This is a genomic window from Agromyces solani (genome assembly GCF_058349925.1).
In genome coordinates, this window is the sequence record NZ_JBYRER010000002.1 from 595,290 (window position 1) to 613,660 (window position 18,371).

Genomic DNA, 18,371 nt, shown 5'->3' on the forward strand with positions numbered 1-18,371 from the left:
TGCTGTGGAATGCTCGAACCATGGTGAATCCCGATCGTCGACGCAGTGCCCGAACCCGCCGCCGCCCGGCGGGCGCCGCCGGTGCCGCGCCCCGCGCACCCCGCCCCGCACCGGCGGAGCCCCGGCTCGACGGGCCGGTGCTCGAGCTCGACGTCGAGCGCATCGCCCACGGCGGCGTCGCGGTCGCACGGCACGAGGGACGGGTCGTGTTCGTCGCCGATGCGATCCCCGGTGAGCGCGTCCGCGCCCGGGTGAGCGACACCGGGAAGGCGAAGTTCTGGCGCGCCGAGACCGTCGAGGTGCTCGAGCCGTCGGCCGATCGTCGCGAGCACCCCTGGGCGGAGGCCGGCGTCGACCACGCCCCCGAGCACCGCGCCGGCGGCGCGGAATTCGGCCACATCGGCATGGCCCGCCAGCGCGCGCTGAAGGCCGAGGTGCTCGGCGACGCGCTCGCACGGTTCGGCGGCATCGACCGGGTCGTCGAGGTCGAGGCCGTCGACCCCGCGCTCGCGCCGGGCGCCGATCCCGAGCTCGGCACCGGCTGGCGCACCCGGCTGCGACTGCAGGTCGACGCCGAGGGACGCGTCGGCCCGTATGCGGCTCGGAGCCACCGAGTCGTGCCCGTGGCCTCCGTGCCGCTCGCCGTGCCCGAGCTCGCACCCCTCGCGCCCCTCGACGAGCGCTTCGCCGGGGCTCGCGCCGTCGACCTCGTCGCCCCCTCGCTCGGCAACCCGTGGGTCGTCGTCGACACCGGCGAGGCGACGCGGGGCGGGCGCCGCCATCGCATCGAGGAGCAGGTCGGGGAGCGGGTCTTCCGACTCGACCAGGGCGGCTTCTGGCAGGTGCACCGTGGCGCCGCCGCGACGCTGACCGCGGCGGTGCAGCAGCTCGTCGACGCCGACCTGTTCGACCCCCGCGCCGCGAACCACGACCTCTACGGCGGGGTCGGCCTGCTCGCGGCCGCGGTCGGCGATCGCTTCGGGACGACCGTCCGCATCACCTCCGTCGAGTCCGACGCCCGCGCGACGGAGCACGCCGGTGCCAACCTCGCCGACTGGGTGGGTGCGCGCGCCGTGACCGGCCGGGTCGACCGATACCTCGACGAGCTCGCCGCCGGCGCGGGGCGCGCGGAGCGCGACCGCCTGCGCGCCGCCACGGTCGTGCTCGATCCGCCGCGCTCCGGGGCCGGCCGACCGGTCGTCGACCGGCTCGCCGAGCTGCGTCCCCGCCAGCTCGTCTACGTCGCCTGCGACCCGGTCGCGCTCGCCCGCGACATCGGGCTCCTGCGCGAGCACGGGTACGAGCTCGACGAGTTGCGGGCGTTCGACCTCTTCCCGAACACCCATCACGTCGAGGCGGTGGCACGGCTGACGGTCCACGAATAGGCGCGGCGCGGCGCGGCGCGACACGGCGTAGTCGCGGCTCGGCCGGGCGCTATCGTGGATCCGAGCCCGTAACCGACGAGAAGGGGGATCTCGTGGCAGACGGCGAGCATCAGGCGACCGTGGCGATCGTCGACGATCACGAGGCCGTGCGACTCGGCCTGCGCGCGGCGTGCGAGGCCGCCGGCTATCTCGTGGTCGCCGACACCGCCGACGTCGCGACGCTCCTCCCGGTGATCGACGGGCGCCCGTGCGACGTCGTCGTCCTCGATCTCTCGCTCGGCGACGGCACGACCGTCACCGAGAACGTGCGAGCCGTGCTCCGCACCGGCAGCGCGGTGCTCGTGCACAGCATCGCCGACCGCGTCGCCGCGGTGCGGGAGTCGCTCGCCGCCGGTGCGGCCGGCGTCATCCCGAAGGCCTCGCCGATGTCGTCGGTCATCGCCGCCATCGCGACGGTCGCGGGCGGGGGCGTGCTCAACAACGTCGAGTGGGCGAGCGCGATCGAGGCCGACCGCGACTTCGCGAAGGCGCAGCTGGGCCGGCGCGAACGCGACGTGCTGCACCTCTACGCCTCGGGCCTGCCGCTGAAGGCGGTCGCGATCCAGCTCGGCATCGCGCACTCGACGGCCCGCGAGTACCTCGACCGCATCCGGGCGAAGTACGTCGAGGTCGGTCGCCCGGCACCCACGAAGGTCGACCTGCTGCGTCGGGCGGTCGAGGACGGCATCCTGCCGGGGCTCGATTCCGAGGGCGGAGATGCCCGCGCCTGAATGGCGGGTGCCCCGCCTCGCGCGGACCCGCGCCACCGTGACCCGGGCCCAGGTCGAGACGATCGTCTCGCGGGCGCTGGGGCTGTTCGGGCTGGTGTTCGGCGCCCAGACGGTACCGCTCGCGCTCGGACAGGCCGACGCCCTGGGGCGCGGCTCGGGCGCCGCGCTCATGGCGGTCATCTACGGTTCGATCGCCGCGCTCGCCGTGGCGACGGTCATGAAGTCCGCCGTGCGGGTCGCCTGCCTCGTGTTCGCCGGGCTCTACGCCGTCTCGCTCGTCGTGTGGCCGCTGCTCGTCAGCGATCCCGCTGCGCTCGACGGCGCGGCGCCGTGGCTCTACTACCTGTGCACCGTCGCGACGACGGCCGCGGTCGTCGCCCTGCCGCCCGTCTGGGCGGCCGCCTACACGTTCGTGGTGCCGGCGATCTACGGCGTGGTCAGGATCACCCCGTCGGGCGGCGGGGCGCCGGCGCTGCTGGCCGTGCTCGACGCGGTCTACGCGATCGTGCTCGGGGTCGTGGTGCTCGCGATCATCACGATGCTGCGGGAGGCCGCCGAGTCGGTCGACAGCGCCCAGGAGGCGGCGCTCGAGCGGTACGACCTCGCGGCGCGCCAGCACGCGACGGAGGCGGAGCGGGTCAAGGTCGATGCGCTCGTGCACGACAGCGTGCTCACGACGCTCCTGTCGGCCGCCGCGGCGACGACGACGGGGGAGCAGCAGCTCGCGGCACGGATGGCGAGGGACGCGCTGCACCGCCTCGACGAGGCGGGGGCGACGGGTCCGAGAGCGCTCGACCGGGTCGGTCTCGCCGTGCTCGTGCGTCGCCTGCGCGCCGCGCTCACGACGTTCACCACGCCGTTCGTCGTGCGCGTCGTCAACGCGGCCGGCGTCGAGCTGCCGGTCGAGGCGATCGACGCCCTCTACACCGCCTCGGTGCAGGCGATGGTCAACAGCCTGCAGCACGCCGGTGAGCCCGGGCGTCGCGTGCGCCGCGACATCCGCATCCGCGGCGTGCGTGCGGGCGGATGCGTCATCGAGATCTCCGACAACGGCGTCGGCTTCGACGTCGCGACGGTGCCGGCCGTTCGGCTCGGGCTGCGGGTGTCGATCGAGGAGCGGCTGACGAACGTGGGCGGCAGCGCCGACATCGACTCGCATCCGGGGCAGGGCACGACCGTGACCCTCGCGTGGCCCGCGGGCGCCGACCACGCGCCGCGCACCGACGCCGGCCGGCTCGGCGGCCCCATCGACGACGGCGAGGAGGTGGACACGTGATCACGATCCCCCGATGGCTGCTGCTCGTGCTGGGCGCGATCTTCTCCGTCTACCACGTGGTGCTCGGCATCTACTCGATCGACGTGCCGGCCTCGCCGTGGCCGGCGGTCGCGGCGCTCGTGCTGTACGCGGCCGCCACGGCGATGAGCCTCTGGCCCACTCGCCGCATCCGGATGCCCGACTGGCTCGCCGCCTTCGATCTCGCCGTGAGCGTGGTCGTGCCGGTACTCGTCACCGGACAGCTCGACCCGAACGCCGACAACGGCTACGCGACCTGGTACGTCGCCGCGGTCGGCACGCTCATGACGATCGCGGCGGCCCGACGGCGGCTCGTCACCGCGTGGCTCGGCGTCGGGGCGCTCGCCGTGCAGACGGTCATCTGGGCGGGGCCGCTGGCGCTCGGATCGCTCGGCGTGATCGGCAGCATCGTCTGGGTCGCGATCGCCCACATGCTCACGAGCGCCCTCGCGAGCGCCGGCCGCGAGACCCGGCGCTACGCGCAGGCCGAACGCGAGGCCGCGGCGTGGCAGGCGGCGCAGGACGCGCACCTCTTCGAGGGCCGCATGCGACTCGCGCACACGAACCGCGTGGCCGCGCCGATGCTCCGGCGCATCGCCGACCTGGACGGGCGGCTCTCCGAGGCCCAGCGCGCCGAGTGCCGTCTGCTCGAGGCGACGGTCAGGGACGAGATCCGGGGGCGGATGCTGCTCACCGATGCCGTTCGCGTCGAGGTGCAGCGCGCCCGGCAGCGCGGCATCGACGTCACCCTGCTCGACGAGGGCGGCATCGACGACCTCGACGAGGCGGCTCGCGACCGGGTGCTCTCGCGCCTCGCGGAGGCGATCGCGTCGTCGCACGCCGATCGCATCATCGCCCGCACCGCAGCGGAGGGTTCCGCCACCGCGGTGACCGTCGTGGGCCTCGTCGAGGGCGGTGCTCCCGACGCCGTCGCGGGGGACACCGACGACCTCGATGTCGAGCTGTGGCTGGAGATCCCCCGGGCATGAAGGAGGGGGACCGATCCTCGATCGGTCCCCCTCAAGCCCGAGCCACGGCGACAACCCGAATATCGCCCTGGCTCGCCCCCAACAGGTCATCGGTTACCCGACCGATGACTGTGGCGACTCCAGTGGAGCCTGCACATCTATGGTCCCCGATCCGCAAGGCCGATACCAGTCAGCATTTCGGGGGACACCCGTGTCCCCCCTCCGCGGCACGGGTCGACGGCTGGGCGCGCGTGTGCGCGCACGACGCCGCATCCGCGACTCGGGCGAAACGGGGGACACGCCGCGGTCAGCGGACGGAGCGCACCCACCGGCCGGGGCCGACCTCGAGCGGCGTGCGGAACGCGCCGCTCGAACGCACCCAGGGGTCGCGCCCGGGCTCGGCGTCAGCGGACGCCGCGTCGCCCACGGCCTCGGCGTCGACGGCGGCGAGCAGCACCGCGGTGACCGCGGCCGCCTCCTCGTCGCTCACGGGCGTGAGGATGCGGAGGTCGGCCGCTCGCGGGTCGGCCTGGCGGTCTGCGACGGCGTCCGCCGCGGCATCCGATGCGTGATCGTTCATGGCCGGCCCCCTACAGCGGGATGTTCCCGTGCTTCTTCGAGGGCAGGCTCGCGCGCTTCGTGCGCAGTGCGCGCAGGGCCTTCACGACCGCGACGCGGGTCGCGGCCGGCTCGATGACGCCGTCGAGCTCGCCGCGCTCGGCGGCGAGGAACGGCGAGGCGACGTTGTACGTGTACTCGTTCGCGAGCTTCGTGCGCACGGCGGCCACGTCCTCACCCGCCTCCTCGGCGCGCTTGATCTCGCCGCGGTAGAGGATGTTGACCGCGCCCTGCCCGCCCATGACCGCGATCTCGGCGGTCGGCCAGGCCAGGTTGATGTCGGCGCCGAGCTGCTTCGAGCCCATGACGATGTAGGCACCGCCGTACGCCTTGCGCGTGATGACGGTGACGAGCGGCACCGTCGCCTCGGCGTAGGCGTAGAGCAGCTTCGCGCCGCGGCGGATGACGCCCGTCCACTCCTGGTCGGTGCCGGGCAGGTAGCCGGGCACGTCGACGAGGGTGAGGATCGGGATCGAGAACGCGTCGCAGAAGCGCACGAATCGCGAGGCCTTCTCGCCCGCGGCGATGTTCAGCGTGCCCGCCATCTGCGAGGGCTGGTTCGCGATGATGCCGACCGTGCGGCCCTCGACGCGGGCGAAGCCCACGACGATGTTCGGCGCGTAGAGCGGCTGCACCTCGAGGAAGTCGCCGTGGTCGACGACGCCCTCGATGACGGCGTGCATGTCGTACGGCTGGTTCGGCGAGTCGGGGATGATCGTGTTCAGCCGCTTGTCGTCGTCGGTGACCTCGAGCTCGACCTCCGAGTCGTACACCGGAGCGTCCGTCATGTTGTTGTCGGGCAGGAACGAGACGAGCGTGCGTGCGTAGTCGAGGGCGTCGGACTCGTCGCTCGCGAGGTAGTGCGCGACGCCCGAGACCGTGTTGTGGGTGAGCGCGCCGCCGAGCTCCTCCATGCCGACGTCCTCGCCGGTGACCGTCTTGATGACGTCGGGGCCGGTCACGAACATCTGGCTGGTCTTGTCGACCATGATCACGAAGTCGGTGAGCGCGGGGGAGTACACCGCGCCGCCGGCCGCCGGGCCGCAGATGATCGAGATCTGCGGGATGACGCCGGAGGCCTGCGTGTTGCGCCGGAAGATCTCGCCGTACTTGCCGAGGGCGACGACGCCCTCCTGGATGCGCGCGCCGCCCGAGTCGAGGATGCCGATGATCGGCACGCCGACCTTGATGGCGTGCTCCATGATCTTGATGATCTTCTCGCCGGCGACCTCGCCGAGCGAGCCGCCGAAGATCGTGAAGTCCTGCGAGTACACGGCGACCTGGCGACCGTGGATGGTGCCGGTGCCGATCACGACCGAGTCGCCGTACGGGCGCTTCTTGTCCATGCCGAAGGCGTGAGTGCGGTGCCGCACGAACTCGTCGAACTCGACGAACGAGCCCGGGTCGAGCAGTTCGGCGATGCGCTCGCGCGCCGTCATCTTGCCCTTGGCATGCTGCTTCTCGATCGCCGCCTCGCCCGACGCGGTCACCGCTTCGTGGTAGCGCAGCTTGAGGTCGGCCAGTTTGCCGGCGGTCGTGGAGAGGTCGGGGCCGTCAGTCGCTTCGGTCACGCCGTTCACTCTACCGGCGAGCATCCCGGCCACTTCGTTGATGGTTTCCTACAAATCCACGCGCGAGTTGCCCGAGTTCGTACAAATGCGGCGAGCGCAGGTCGTGCCGCGCCTGATCCGACCGCCCGCCCGGCGGCCGCGGCCGCGTGGCTAGGGTGTGTGTCATGGAGTGGGAGCGATCGCGCGCGGCGGTACCGCGCTTCGAGTTCCTCGCCGAGGCGGGGTCGACCAACGACGAGTTGCGTGCGGCGGCCACGGGCGAGGATGCCTCGAGCTGGCCGAACGGCTCGGTCGTCGTCACCGACAACCAGACGAAGGGCCGCGGCCGGCTGGGCCGCACCTGGCTCGCGCCCACGGGCAAGACGCTCGCCATCTCGCTGCTGCTGCGGCCGGAGCTCCCCGGCGGCCGGGCATTCCCGCCCGACGCGTACGGGTGGATCCCCCTCATCGCCGGTGCCGCGATGACCGAGGCCGTGCGCACGGCCGTCGCCGCCGCCGAGGCCGTCGTCGCCGCGAACGATCCCGAGCACGACGCCGACGACCGGTCGGGCGGGGTGTCCGTCGAGCTCAAATGGCCGAACGACGTGCTCGTGTCGGACTACAAGATCTGCGGCATCCTCTCGGAACTCGTGCCCGCCGCGGACGGGCGGCCGCCCGCCGTGGTCGTCGGAGCCGGCCTCAACCTCACGCTCGATGAGCACGACCTGCCGACGCTCACGTCGACGTCGCTGCTGCTCGCGACGGGCGTGCGGCCCGACGGCGACGCCGTGCTCGCCGACTACCTCGAGCGGCTGCTCGCGATGTTCGACGACTTCTGCCGCGCCGGCGGCGATGCGACCGCCGCCGGGGTGCACGAACGGGTGACCGCGCTCTGCGGCACGATCGGCGCCGAGGTGCGCGTCGAGCTGCCGGGGGACCGCGAGCTCCTCGGCCGTGCCGATCGGCTCGACGCCGACGGGCGGCTCGTCGTGATCGACCGCGAGAACGGCGAGCCGTGGTCTGTCGCCGCCGGGGACGTCACCCACCTGCGCTATTAATGGGCGTATGACGAGAGCCGACGCGCCGGCGACGGCCGCGCCGACCGTCCCGCCCGAGCGGGTCGTGGCACGGCTGCGCCGTCACGCGCGCGTGCTCATCCTGCCGGGGCTGCTGCTCATCGCGGTCGCCGGCGGTGCGGGCTACGCGGTCGGGTTCGTCGACGAATCGTGGCAGCTGCTGGCCCTCGGCGCCGCGGCGCTGCTCCTCGTCGTGCTCGGGTGCGTGCTCCCGTACCTCGCGTGGCTCACCGGCCGGACGACCGTCACGACCCGGCGCATCATCATGCGCCGCGGCGTGTTCGTGCGCGTGCGCAACGAGCTCGCCCACGCGCGCGTTCGCGAGGTGACGGTGCGCAAGAACCCGGGCCAGAGCCTGTTCGGCTCGGGCGACGTGCGCATCGACGTCGGGCAGGAGAAGCCCGTCGTGCTGCACGACCTGCCGCAGCCCCAGCTCGTCCAGTCGGCGCTCCACGAACTCATGGAAGCGGCTCACCGGAGCCCGATCGGGGTCGCGCACGACGTTCCGGTCGCGCTCGACGGCGACACCGTGGCGTGGGGCGGCCGCTGAGCGCGTAATGTAGTCGCTCGGTTCTCGCGCGCCCCCGAGCGCGAGACGCGCACGACGAAGGGTTCCAATTGGCCGACGAATGCATCCACGGTTTCGACGACGGGCTCTGCGCCATCTGCTTCCCGCCGAAGCAGCCCGAACCGACCGTCACGGCGCCCGTGCGCGGTTCGACGCGCGAGAACGCGCGCACCGCGACGCACTCCACCCGCACCGCGACCGCCGAGGCATCGCGGCCGTCGAGCAGGCCCGCCGCGTCGGGTCGCCCGCTCACGGCGCCGCCGATCGAGGTCGGCACTCTGCGCATCTACCACGTGACCCACCTCGACAACCTCGCCCGGATCCTCGGATCGGGCGCCATCGTGCCCGACGCGGCCGGGGCGAACCCCGCGGTCGACCTCGCGGCGCCCGCGGTGCGCGAGTACCGGCGCACCACCCCGGTGCCCGGGACCGACGCCGTGCTGGCCGACTACGTGCCGTTCCTGCTCACGCCCGACGCGCTCGTCTGGGACGCCGTCCGCACCGGCAGCCCCGATCCGCGCCTCAGCGCCGAGGCGATCGAGCGGCCGGCCGCCGACCACGTGATGCTCGTCGGCTCCGTGGCCGCAGCCCGCGGCGCGCTGACCGCGCCCGGGACGATCGCGGTGAGTGCGACCGACGCGTCGCTTCCCGGTGCGCAGGTCGTCGTGGAGTGGGGCGAGGTCGAGCGACTGCTGCGGCGGCTCGCGCACGACGACGAGACCGCGCGACTCGCGACCGCCGAGCTCCTCGTGCGCGGCGAGGTGCCGCTCGAGCGCATCGCCCTCATCGCGGTCGCCAACGAGAAGGTGCGGGATCGCGTCCGTGCCGCGCTCGCCGCGGTCGGCGTGCGCGCCCGCGTGGCGGTCTACCCGCCCTGGTTCCAGCCCGCGGGCGTCGACGAGGCCTGACCCGGCGCCGGGTCGCGCGGCGCGGCGTCGCGCGACCCGGCCGCCGAGGCATCCGGTTCCTCGAAGATGGCCCGCTGGGCCTCCTCCACGCGGTCGAGCTGCGAAAGTCCGTCCGCACGGTGGTGCCCGTACACCCAGTAGCGGTAGAGCACGAAGCGGAACGCCGTGCCGAGCCCCAGGCCGACGACGTTCGACGAGATGTTGTCGGCGACGAGGTTCGTGAGCCCGAGCCCGTGGTGGCTGATCCAGAGGCACGCGAGCGAGATCGCCATGCCGCCGAGGGAGACCACGACGTATTCCGCGAACTCGCGCAGGTAGTTGCGGCGCCGGTGCTTCCGGAAGGTCCAGTAGCGGTTGCCGAGCCAGTTGAACACGATCGCGACGCTCGTCGAGATCGTCTTCGCACCGATCGCGGACTGCGCCCAGCCGTCGGCGCCGAACATGCCGAGCCGCAGCGCATTGAAGAGCGCGACGTCGATGACGAGCCCGATGAGGCCGACGACGCCGAACTTCAGCGCATACGCGATCAGGCCGTGCCACGCGCGCGCGGCGACGCCGGCGGGGCGATCGGGCGCAACGGTGGACACCGGCACATCATATTCCCCGACCCGTAGACTGAACTGGGCGTCGGCCGGGCGCCCACGACGATGAGGAACAGGGGTGCACGGAGTGCGGGTCGGAGTGATCGGTGGCGGACAGCTGGCTCGGATGATGGTTCCCGCGGCGATCGAACTCGGCGTCGAACTCCGCGTGCTCGCCGAGCAGGCGGGCATGTCGGCCGAGATCGCCGCCGACCGCGTCGGCGACTACACCGACACGGCCACCGTGCTCGAGTTCGCGCGCGAGGTCGACGTCGTGACGTTCGACCACGAGCACGTCCCCCAGGACGTGCTGCGGGCGATGGTCGACGCGGGCATCGCGGTGCACCCCGGCCCCGACGCGCTGCGCTTCGCGCAGGACAAGCTGCTCATGCGCGAGCGGCTCTCCGAGCTCGGCCTCCCCGTGCCCGACTGGGCGCGCATCGAGACGGCCGACGAACTCGACGCGTTCATCGCCGACCACGGCGGCGCCGCCGTCGTGAAGACGCCGCGCGGCGGCTACGACGGCAAGGGCGTCAAGGTCGTGCGCAGCGCGGGCGAGGTCGCCGACTGGTTCACCACGATCGTCGAGGACGGCCGGCAGGGAGCGCTCCTCGTCGAGGAGCTCGTCGACTTCCGCCGCGAGCTCGCGCAGCTCGTGGCGCGGCGGCCGAGCGGCGAGATCGCGGCGTGGCCCGTCGTCGAGACCGTCCAGGTCGGCGGGGTGTGCAGCGAGGTCATCGCTCCCGCGCCGCGTTCGGCCGGGCGGCTCGCGGATGTCGCGGCCGACGTCGCCGTCACGATCGCCGAGGGACTCGGCGTCACGGGCGTGCTCGCCGTCGAGCTGTTCGAGACGACCGACGACCGCATCCTCGTGAACGAGCTCGCGATGCGTCCGCACAACAGCGGCCACTGGTCGATGGACGGGGCGACGACCGGCCAGTTCGAGCAGCACCTGCGCGCGGTGCTCGACCTGCCGCTCGGCGCCACCGGCAGCCGCGACGAGTGGTCGGTCATGGTCAACGTGCTCGGCGGCCCCGCCGAGGGTGCGCTCACCGACCGCTACGCGGAGGCGCTCGCGGGTCACCCGACCGTCAAGGTGCACAACTACGGCAAGGCCCCGCGACCCGGCCGCAAGATCGGCCACGTCACCGCGACCGGCGACGACCTCGACGAGGTCGTGTACGAGGCCCGGGCTGCCGCGGCGTTCTTCCAGGACTGACGCTTCCGATGGTCTCGATACGCTTCGCTGCTCGACCGAGCGTCGGTGTCGTTGCGGTGATCTCCCAGCGCTCGGCCGTACACTCGATCAAGTGACTGAGACGAACACCAGCCCGCTCGTCGGCGTCGTGATGGGGTCGGACTCCGACTGGAACGTCATGCGCGAGGCTTCCGCCGTGCTCGACGAGTTCGGCGTCGCCCACGAGGTCGAGGTCGTCTCGGCGCACCGCACCCCCGAGAAGATGATCGACTACGGCAAGCAGGCGGCCGCCCGCGGACTCAAGGTCATCATCGCGGGAGCCGGCGGCGCCGCGCACCTGCCCGGCATGCTCGCCTCCGTCACGACCCTGCCCGTCATCGGCGTGCCCGTGCCGCTCGCGAAGCTCGACGGGCTCGACTCGCTGCTGTCGATCGTGCAGATGCCCGGAGGCATCCCCGTCGCGACCATGGCCATCGGCGGCGCCAAGAACGCCGGTCTCTATGCGGTTCGCGTGCTCGGCGCCTCCGACCCCTCCCTCCAGGCCGCCCTCGACACGTACGCCCGCGACCTCGCCGCGCTCGTCGAGGAGAAGAACGAACGGCTGAAGCAGTCGCGATGAGCGTTGCAGCAAGCCCCATCCGGTACCCGGATGTCGCCTCGCGCACCGTGATGACCCGCCGCGGGTGGTGGCTCGTCGTGCTCAACTTCCTCATCCCGGGTGCTCCGCAGGTGCTCGCGGGCAACCGTCGCCTCGGCCGGTTCGGCCTCGGCGCGACCCTCGTGTTCTGGGCGCTCGCGATCCTCATGCTGCTCGGATGGTTCTTCTGGCGATCCGCGCTGTTCACGATGTTCACGATGACGTGGACCCTGTGGATCGTCGCGCTCGTGCTCGCCTTCTACGCCGTGCTCTGGGTGGTGCTGACGCTCGACACCCTGCGGCTCGTGCGCATCGTGAAGACGGCCCCCTCCGCCCGTGGCTGGATCGCCGGCCTCACGACGCTCGTCATGATCGTGTTCTCGGGCGGTGCCGCGTACGGGGCCTACCTGGCGACCACGGCCAGCGGGTTCCTCTCGTCGATGTTCGTCGCGGGCCCGACGGAGCCGCCCGACGAGAACGGCCGCTACAACATCCTGCTGCTCGGCGGCGACTCCGGGCCCGACCGCGAGGGCATGCGGCCCGACAGCATGTCGATCGTGTCGATCGACGCCGACACGGGTGAGGCCGTGACGATCGGCCTGCCGCGCGACCTCGAGTACTTCCCGTTCCCCGAGGGGTCGCCTCTCGCCGAGGTCTACCCCGAGGGCTACGGCGCCATCGACGGCTGCGAGGTCGACGTCTGCCAGCTCAACTCGGTCTACACCGAGGTCGAGCTGAAGAGCCCCGACATGTACCCGAACGCGGTCGCCGAGGGCTCGGAGCCCGGCATCGAGGGCATGCGCGACGCCGCCGAGGGCATCACGGGGCTCGACATCCAGTACTACGCGCTCATCGACATGCAGGGCTTCGAGGCGCTCATCAACGCGCTCGGCGGCGTCGACATCGATGTCGAGACGCGCATCCCGATCGGCGGCGACGAGGACAACAACGGCGTCGACGGCTGGATCGAGCCCGGTCAGCAGCACCTCGACGGGTACCACGCGCTCTGGTACGGCCGTGCGCGGTACGGCGTCGCGGGCGGCGACTACGAGCGGATGGCGCGACAGCGCGTGCTGCAGGAGGCGATCCTGCGCCAGTTCACCCCGACGAACGTGCTCGCGAAGTTCCAGGAGGTCGCGTCCGCCGGCGCGGACACGGTGAAGACCGACGTACCGCAGTCGATGCTCGGCTACTTCGTGAACCTCGGCATGAAGACCAAGGAACTGCCGATGGGACACGTCGAGCTCACGCCCGAGAACGGCATCGACCCGACCGACCCGGACTACGAGTACATCCGCCAGCTCGTGCACGATGCGGTCGTGCCGCCCGCGACCGAGGAGCCGGCCGAGTAGGTCGCCGGTTTCGCGGCCGCTGGGCCGCTGCGGTGGGCTTCGGCGGCGGGGCCGCGGCGCGGCTGCGCGAGCTTCGGCGCGGGGCCGCGGCGCGGCTGCGCACCCGTGCGGATGCCGCGGCGCGGCGCCCCTCAGATCTCGGCGTGCAGCGCCCAGACCCGCTCGGCCGAATCGCGCCAGCTGTACGCGTTGGCGCGGTCGCTGCCCGCGACCGACATCCGCTCCGCGAGGTCGTCGTCGCCCACGACGTCGGCGATCGCGCCGGCGAGCCGCTCGGCGTAGCCGTCGCCGCCGTCGCCGACCTCGACGGCCCGGCCGGCCTCTGCGGCGACCTCGAGGTAGGCGGGGGTGTCGGAATGGATCACCGGCACCCCGAGGTGGAAGGCCTCGATGAGCGAGGTGCCCGCCCCCTCGTCATGGCTCGGTGCGACGTACGCGGTCGCGCCGGAGAGGACGGTCGCCAGGTCGGCCGGGTCGGTCAGTTCGAGCGCGCGCACGCGGCCCGGCGTGACGCCGGCCTCTTCGGCGACGGTCGCGAGGTGCTGCTCGCCCCAGTTCTCGGGGCCGAGCACGACGAGCGGAAGGTCGGGGGAGTCGGCTCGGCCGAGCGCGGCGAGCAGGTCGACGACGCCGTTGCGCGGGTCGAGGGAGCCGGTCGTCACGAGGTAGTCGCCCGGCAGCGCGAACCGGGCGGCCCGGTCGGCGGCGTCCCGCGGCATCTTGAGCCCGAGTCGCGGGGCGGTGCCGATGACCCGCACGCGGTCGCCGAAGTCGGCGACCATGCCGAGCCGCTCGGCGAGGGCGTGGGTCGGCACGACGACGGCGTCGGCGTGCTTGCGGGCGCGCTTCAGCATGCCCTTGTGCCAGGCGACCGTCGTCGCGGTGAGCGACTCGGGGTGGGTCCAGGCGAGCAGGTCGTGCACCGTCACGACCGTCTGGTCGCCCGCCGATCGATCGTGCCGGCGCAGTGGCGCGAAGAGCCCGGGTGCGTGCACCATGCCGCCGCCGGGCGAGGTGGTCAGGCCGAACTGCCAGGCGGCCGCGAGCTCGCGACGCGCGAGGCTCGTCTTGTAGAGGCCCGAGAGCCCGGGGAACCGCGCGAGCAGCCGGTCGTAGTCGGCGGGGAGCGACGAGGAGACGACGCCCTCGACCTCGCAGCCGGGCGGCGCCGTGGCGATGAGCGACTCCGTGAGCGCCTCGGTGTAGCGGCCGAGCGCGCCGGGAACCGGCGCGACCACTTGGTCGACGATCATCCGAAGCGTCGTGGGCATGCCCCTCCTCCGAGCGTCACAGGCGACCATCCAATGTAGCGCGCCGCTTCCCGAGAATCCGGCGAGAGCCCGTTCCTGTGGAAAGTCGGGCGCCGGGGACAGGGCAAGATAGTGGGGAGCCTTCCCGAGATCAGCGAGAGTCGATGAGTCCGTCACCTGTGCCACCGCGCGTCGTCGCCGTCGTCGTCGCCTACAACCGGGCGGCCCTCCTCGCCGAGGTGCTCGCCGCGCTCGCGGCGCAGCGCGCGCCGCTCGCGAAGGTCGTCGTGGTCGACAACGCCTCAACGGACGACTCCGCCGAGGTCGCCCGATCCGCCGGCGACCGCGTCGACCTCGTCTCGCTGCCGCGCAACACCGGCGGAGCCGGAGGCTTCGCCGCGGGAATGGCGGTCGCCCTCGCCGACCACGCCCCCGACTGGCTCTGGCTCATGGACGACGACACGGTGCCGACCGGGTCGGCGCTCGCCGAGCTCCTCGCCGCCGTCGACGGCACCGACCTCGTCGTCGCGGGCTCCCGCGTCGTCTGGAACGACGGCACCGAGCACCCGATGAACACGCCGCGCCAGAAGCCGTTCGTCGACCGCGACGAGCGCATCGCCGCGGCGCGCCGCGGAGGCATCCCGATTCGCAGCACGTCGTTCGTCTCGATGCTCGTGCGGGCCGACGTCGTGCGCGAGATCGGCCTGCCCATCGCCGACTACTTCATCTGGAACGACGACTTCGAGTACTCCACGCGGGCGCTCCGCGGGCGCCGGGGCGTGCACGTGCCCGCCTCGGTCGTCGTGCACAAGACCAAGGTGCTCGGCTCGACCGACGCCGACCCCGGGCCGCGCTTCTACTACGAGGTGCGCAACAAGCTGTGGATGTTCCGCCGCTCATCGAGCCTCTCGGCCGGTGAGAAGCTCGTGTACGGCGCCTCGAGCGTGCGGCGGTGGATCCGCACCGTCGTGCGGTCGAGCGACCGCGCCGTGCTCGGCGACGGCTGGCGTCGCGGCTACCGCGACGGCACCCGCACCCGCCCGCGGCCGAACGCGATGGCCCTCGACGGGCTGGGCCGGGCGAGCGAAGCGGTACGCCTGGTGGAACCGACGTGAGCGCGCCGTTCTCGCTGCTCATGCCGGTCTACCGACGCGACGACGCCGCGCACTTCGCGAAGGCGTTCACGTCGAGCGTCGGCGATCAGGCCGTACGCCCCGCGCAGGTCGTGCTCATCCAGGACGGGCCGGTCGACGACGCCCTCGCGGCCGCGATCGACCGCGTCGTCGGCGACAGCCCGGTGCCCGTCACGCACCACGTCATCGACGAGAACGTCGGGCTCGCACGAGCCCTCGACCTCGGCTTGAGCCTGTGCGAGCACGAGATCGTCGCCCGCATGGACGCCGACGACATCTCGCTGCCCGAGCGGTTCGCGCGGCAGCTGCCCGTCGTCGAGGGCGGCGTCGACCTCGTCGGCACCGGGATGTTCGAGTTCCTCGACGACGGCGGCGCGATCGTCGCCCGGAGGACGCCCCGCACCGGGCACGACGAGATCTCGCGCTACGCGCGCTTCCACGACCCGTTCAGCCACCCGACCGTCATGTACCGCCGCAGCGCCGTCGAGCGGGCGGGCGGCTACCAGCCGCTCGGGCTGATGGAGGACTACTGGCTGTTCGCGAGGATGATCCACGCAGGGGCATCCGTCGAGAACCTCGCCGACCCCCTCGTGATGTACCGCGTCGGCGCCGGCGCGTACGCCCGCCGCGGCGGGCGGGCGCAGTGGCGCAGCGAGCTCGAACTGCAGCGGGCGCTGCGCCGCATCCGGTTCACGAGCCGCTGGGAGTACGCCCGCAACGTGACCGTGCGCGGGGTCTACCGGTTCGTGCCCGAACGGGTGCGGAAGGTCGCCTATCGCCGGCTCATCGCCGGCGGGGGCACCACGGCGTGATCGCGCCGCGCGGCGATCGCGCGGGCGGTTCGCGCGGCGGCGCCGGACGCCGCACCCGTGCGGCCGCAACTAGGATGTCCTGAGTGTCCAGGCCCCGCATCCTCTGCCTCTCGTTCTCGCACTTCCTCGCCGACTCGCGGGTGCTGCGCCAGCTCAAGGTGCTCGAGCGCTACGGGGACGTGACGACCGTCGGGTACGGCGAGGCGCCGCCCGGCGTCGCCGAGCACCTCGAGATCGACGCCGCGCTGCCGTCGCTGCCCCAGACCGTCGGCGGCGTGGCGAAGCTGGCCGTGCGGGCGTACCGCTCGGTGGAGTTCGACGCCCCGGCCGTCGCGCGGGCGCTCGAGCTGATCGGCGACCGCAGGTTCGACCTCGTCGTCGCGAACGAGGCGCGGGCGCTGCCCCTCGCGCACCGGGTCGCCGCGGGGGCGCCGGTGTGGGGCGACATGCACGAGTGGGCGCCGCAGGAGCGCACCCACGTCCTGTCCTGGCGCCTCCTCGTGGCGCCGTTCATGACCTGGGTCTGCCGCGAGTACCTGCCCCGCACCGCTGCGGTGTCGACCATCAACGGATCGATCGCCGAGCTCTACGAGCGCGAGTTCGGCGTGACGTCGCGCATCGTCCGCAACGCGATCGACCTGCAGCCGCTCGAGCCCGGCCCCGTCGCCCCCGATCGCATCAGGCTCGTGCACTCCGGCGGGGCGGTGCCCGGCCGCAGCATCGAGACCCTCATCGAGGCCACCAAGCAGCTCGACGAACGCTTCACGCTCGACCTCTACCTCGTGAAGGCCAGGGGCTCCGACGCGTACTGGCAGTCGCTCGTCGACGCCGCGTCGACGAGCGACCGCATCGCGGTGCACGATCCCGTCGCACCGGCCGAGCTGCCGCGCACCCTCAATGCCTACGACGTCGGCGTGTTCGTGCTGCCGCCGCGCACGACGAACCATCGCCTCATGCTGCCGAACAAGTTCTTCGACATGGTGCAGGCCCGCCTCGCCCTCGTGTTCTCGACGGCGGTCGAGACCGACGCGCTCATCGAGCGCTACGGCCTCGGACGCATCTCGCCCGGATTCGGCGTCGACGAGCTCGTCGAGACCCTGCGCGGCCTCACCCCCGAGGACGTGGCCGGCTACAAGGCGAACGCGGATGTCGCGGCCGAGTCGCTCAACTCCGCCGAGGACGAGCGGGTCGAGGCCGAGATCATCGAGTCGCTGCTCGGCCGCTGAGCCGCGCTCCGGTGCGCCGCTCGGAAGCGGGCACGGGTCAGCGCGCGCGGCCGTCGAGCAGGTCGGGGTAGAGGCGCGCGAGCTCGCGGTAGCCGAGTTCGGCGTCGTGCGTGCGGGCGATCCACTCGGGGCCCGCGGCGGGGTCGCCTTCGCGGTCGGCGTCGCCTTCGCGGTCGGCGTCGAGCATCGCGAGCGCCGCATCGGCGATCGCGTCGGGCCGGCCCCACGCGTCGGCGCCGCCGCCGATCGGCGGCTCGTCGGGATAGAAGCCGGGCTTCAGCGGCGCCACGACGGGGACCCCGGCGCCGATCGCCTCGAGTTCGCTCGACGAGAGGATCCCGGCGCTCTGCCCGACGACGAGCCGCGAGTCGGCCATGTAGCGCACGTACTCCTCGTGCGGCATCTTCGGGACGAGCACCACGCCCGCCGCGCGCGCGGCCTCCGTGCCCGGGCCCCAGTCGAGCCCGGTGACGACGACCCCTGGGGGCGCGTCGGCGACCAGCCGGCGAGCGACCGCGAGCTGCGACTCGAGCCCCTTGACGTCCTCCCAGCGCGAGGCGAAGAACACCCGGGGAACCGCATCGGCGGGATGCTTCGGCAGGCCGGCGAGGTCGACGGGGACGGGGAAGTAGCGGGCGTCGGGCCGGTGCGGCAGCACGTGCTCGGCGAGGTCGGGCGTCGAGTAGAGCACGGCCGCGGCCGTGCGGACGCCCCACAGCACGGAATCGCGCCAGGCGGGGTCGTACTGCAGCGTGCGGATGTCGGTGCCGTGCAGGTGCAGCACGAACCGCTTGGGCACGAGCCGCGTGTGCTTGAGCATCGCGCCGGAGTGCACGTGCAATAGGTCGACGCCCGCAGCCCGACGGGCGAGGCCGGCCGCCCAGGCGGCGCCGCGCGCCGCGAACCGGGCGCGGCCGACGACGCCCGACCAGGCGGGGTCGGCCACCGCCCGGGGATAGAACGACCACGGCTCGCCGTGCCGGGCGGCGACCGCCAGGAGACGATGCGCGGTGAAAGCGGCATCGTTCACGTGGAGGACGCGCAC

18 protein-coding genes are annotated in these 18,371 nt (G+C 72.9%); 13 read left to right on the forward strand and 5 right to left on the reverse strand.

What is annotated here, in order from left to right; translation table 11 throughout:
- Positions 1–20 precede the first annotated feature (20 nt).
- The 4 genes from AC3RJ7_RS10475 (at position 21) to AC3RJ7_RS10490 (ending at position 4,438) form a co-directional block, all read left to right on the forward strand.
- Entirely contained in the window at positions 21–1,385 is a 1,365-nt protein-coding gene (locus tag AC3RJ7_RS10475; protein ID WP_491455775.1) for a class I SAM-dependent RNA methyltransferase, read from the forward strand.
- Positions 1,386–1,477: 92 nt separating this feature from the next.
- Positions 1,478–2,155 (forward strand): response regulator transcription factor, encoded by a 678-nt coding sequence (locus AC3RJ7_RS10480; protein ID WP_491455776.1) that lies wholly within the window; start codon positions 1,478–1,480, stop codon positions 2,153–2,155.
- Positions 2,142–3,431: a sensor histidine kinase gene (locus AC3RJ7_RS10485; protein ID WP_491455777.1), complete on the forward strand. Its 1,290-nt coding sequence runs from the start codon at positions 2,142–2,144 to the stop codon at positions 3,429–3,431. The genes AC3RJ7_RS10480 and AC3RJ7_RS10485 overlap by 14 nt, the downstream gene beginning before the upstream one ends.
- Entirely contained in the window at positions 3,428–4,438 is a 1,011-nt protein-coding gene (locus AC3RJ7_RS10490) for a DUF8320 family protein (RefSeq protein ID WP_491455778.1), read from the forward strand. The genes AC3RJ7_RS10485 and AC3RJ7_RS10490 overlap by 4 nt, the downstream gene beginning before the upstream one ends.
- A 286-nt stretch (positions 4,439–4,724) precedes the next feature.
- On the opposite strand, the gene AC3RJ7_RS10495 is transcribed toward AC3RJ7_RS10490, so the two are convergent.
- Positions 4,725–4,997, reverse strand: coding sequence for an acyl-CoA carboxylase epsilon subunit (locus tag AC3RJ7_RS10495; protein ID WP_491455779.1), 273 nt, complete (start codon positions 4,995–4,997; stop codon positions 4,725–4,727).
- 10 nt (positions 4,998–5,007) lie between these two features.
- Entirely contained in the window at positions 5,008–6,606 is a 1,599-nt protein-coding gene (locus AC3RJ7_RS10500; RefSeq protein WP_491455780.1) for an acyl-CoA carboxylase subunit beta, read from the reverse strand.
- 164 nt (positions 6,607–6,770) lie between these two features.
- Between AC3RJ7_RS10500 and AC3RJ7_RS10505 the strand changes: the two genes are divergently transcribed.
- From AC3RJ7_RS10505 to AC3RJ7_RS10515, 3 genes are all read left to right on the forward strand, one after another.
- Entirely contained in the window at positions 6,771–7,643 is an 873-nt protein-coding gene (locus AC3RJ7_RS10505) for a biotin--[acetyl-CoA-carboxylase] ligase (protein ID WP_491455781.1), read from the forward strand.
- 7 nt (positions 7,644–7,650) lie between these two features.
- Positions 7,651–8,211: a PH domain-containing protein gene (locus AC3RJ7_RS10510; RefSeq protein WP_491455782.1), complete on the forward strand. Its 561-nt coding sequence runs from the start codon at positions 7,651–7,653 to the stop codon at positions 8,209–8,211.
- Positions 8,212–8,279: 68 nt separating this feature from the next.
- Positions 8,280–9,137 (forward strand): DarT ssDNA thymidine ADP-ribosyltransferase family protein, encoded by an 858-nt coding sequence (locus AC3RJ7_RS10515; protein WP_491455783.1) that lies wholly within the window; start codon positions 8,280–8,282, stop codon positions 9,135–9,137.
- Here the strand turns inward: AC3RJ7_RS10515 and AC3RJ7_RS10520 are convergent.
- The gene (locus AC3RJ7_RS10520; protein WP_491455784.1) at positions 9,095–9,724 is read right to left on the reverse strand and encodes a GtrA family protein; all 630 of its coding nucleotides are present in this window, start codon (positions 9,722–9,724) and stop codon (positions 9,095–9,097) included. The two genes, AC3RJ7_RS10515 and AC3RJ7_RS10520, sit on opposite strands and share 43 nt — an antisense overlap.
- Positions 9,725–9,818: 94 nt before the next feature.
- Between AC3RJ7_RS10520 and AC3RJ7_RS10525 the strand changes: the two genes are divergently transcribed.
- The 3 genes from AC3RJ7_RS10525 (at position 9,819) to AC3RJ7_RS10535 (ending at position 12,905) form a co-directional block, all read left to right on the forward strand.
- A complete protein-coding gene (locus tag AC3RJ7_RS10525; protein WP_491456160.1) occupies positions 9,819–10,937 on the forward strand; it encodes a 5-(carboxyamino)imidazole ribonucleotide synthase in 1,119 nt (372 codons plus the stop codon).
- A 130-nt stretch (positions 10,938–11,067) separates the two neighbouring features.
- Entirely contained in the window at positions 11,068–11,535 is a 468-nt protein-coding gene (gene purE / locus AC3RJ7_RS10530) for a 5-(carboxyamino)imidazole ribonucleotide mutase (protein ID WP_491456161.1), read from the forward strand.
- The gene (locus tag AC3RJ7_RS10535) at positions 11,532–12,905 is read left to right on the forward strand and encodes an LCP family glycopolymer transferase (protein WP_491455785.1); all 1,374 of its coding nucleotides are present in this window, start codon (positions 11,532–11,534) and stop codon (positions 12,903–12,905) included. The genes purE and AC3RJ7_RS10535 overlap by 4 nt, the downstream gene beginning before the upstream one ends.
- Positions 12,906–13,036: 131 nt before the next feature.
- Here the strand turns inward: AC3RJ7_RS10535 and AC3RJ7_RS10540 are convergent, their stop codons facing one another.
- Positions 13,037–14,176 carry a glycosyltransferase family 4 protein gene (locus tag AC3RJ7_RS10540; protein WP_491455786.1) on the reverse strand — a complete coding sequence of 380 codons (1,140 nt, stop codon included), beginning with the start codon at positions 14,174–14,176 and terminating at the stop codon, positions 13,037–13,039.
- 143 nt (positions 14,177–14,319) lie between these two features.
- Between AC3RJ7_RS10540 and AC3RJ7_RS10545 the strand changes: the two genes are divergently transcribed.
- From AC3RJ7_RS10545 to AC3RJ7_RS10555, 3 genes are all read left to right on the forward strand, one after another.
- On the forward strand, positions 14,320–15,270 hold the full coding sequence (locus AC3RJ7_RS10545; RefSeq protein WP_491455787.1) for a glycosyltransferase: 951 nt from the start codon (positions 14,320–14,322) through the stop codon (positions 15,268–15,270).
- Positions 15,267–16,100, forward strand: a complete 834-nt coding sequence (locus tag AC3RJ7_RS10550) for a glycosyltransferase (RefSeq protein ID WP_491455788.1) — start codon at positions 15,267–15,269, stop codon at positions 16,098–16,100. Before AC3RJ7_RS10545 ends, AC3RJ7_RS10550 begins: the two co-directional genes overlap by 4 nt.
- 83 nt (positions 16,101–16,183) lie before the next feature.
- Positions 16,184–17,326 carry a glycosyltransferase gene (locus AC3RJ7_RS10555; RefSeq protein ID WP_491455789.1) on the forward strand — a complete coding sequence of 381 codons (1,143 nt, stop codon included), beginning with the start codon at positions 16,184–16,186 and terminating at the stop codon, positions 17,324–17,326.
- 37 nt (positions 17,327–17,363) lie between these two features.
- Here the strand turns inward: AC3RJ7_RS10555 and AC3RJ7_RS10560 are convergent, their stop codons facing one another.
- On the reverse strand, positions 17,364–18,356 hold the full coding sequence (locus tag AC3RJ7_RS10560) for a glycosyltransferase family protein (protein WP_491455790.1): 993 nt from the start codon (positions 18,354–18,356) through the stop codon (positions 17,364–17,366).
- Between the last annotated feature and the right edge of the window lie 15 nt (positions 18,357–18,371).

What these genes read in the sequence shown, in the direction of transcription:
- AC3RJ7_RS10495 (WP_491455779.1), bottom strand. Translation starts at nt 4,997, where the DNA reads ATGAACGATCACGCATCGGATGCCGCGGCGGACGCCGTCGCAGACCGC.
- AC3RJ7_RS10545 (WP_491455787.1), top strand. Translation starts at nt 14,320, where the DNA reads ATGAGTCCGTCACCTGTGCCACCGCGCGTCGTCGCCGTCGTCGTCGCC.
- AC3RJ7_RS10505 (WP_491455781.1), top strand. Translation starts at nt 6,771, where the DNA reads ATGGAGTGGGAGCGATCGCGCGCGGCGGTACCGCGCTTCGAGTTCCTC.
- AC3RJ7_RS10540 (WP_491455786.1), bottom strand. Translation starts at nt 14,176, where the DNA reads ATGCCCACGACGCTTCGGATGATCGTCGACCAAGTGGTCGCGCCGGTT.
- AC3RJ7_RS10485 (WP_491455777.1), top strand. Translation starts at nt 2,142, where the DNA reads ATGCCCGCGCCTGAATGGCGGGTGCCCCGCCTCGCGCGGACCCGCGCC.
- purE (WP_491456161.1), top strand. Translation starts at nt 11,068, where the DNA reads ATGGGGTCGGACTCCGACTGGAACGTCATGCGCGAGGCTTCCGCCGTG.
- AC3RJ7_RS10510 (WP_491455782.1), top strand. Translation starts at nt 7,651, where the DNA reads ATGACGAGAGCCGACGCGCCGGCGACGGCCGCGCCGACCGTCCCGCCC.
- AC3RJ7_RS10535 (WP_491455785.1), top strand. Translation starts at nt 11,532, where the DNA reads ATGAGCGTTGCAGCAAGCCCCATCCGGTACCCGGATGTCGCCTCGCGC.
- AC3RJ7_RS10475 (WP_491455775.1), top strand. Translation starts at nt 21, where the DNA reads ATGGTGAATCCCGATCGTCGACGCAGTGCCCGAACCCGCCGCCGCCCG.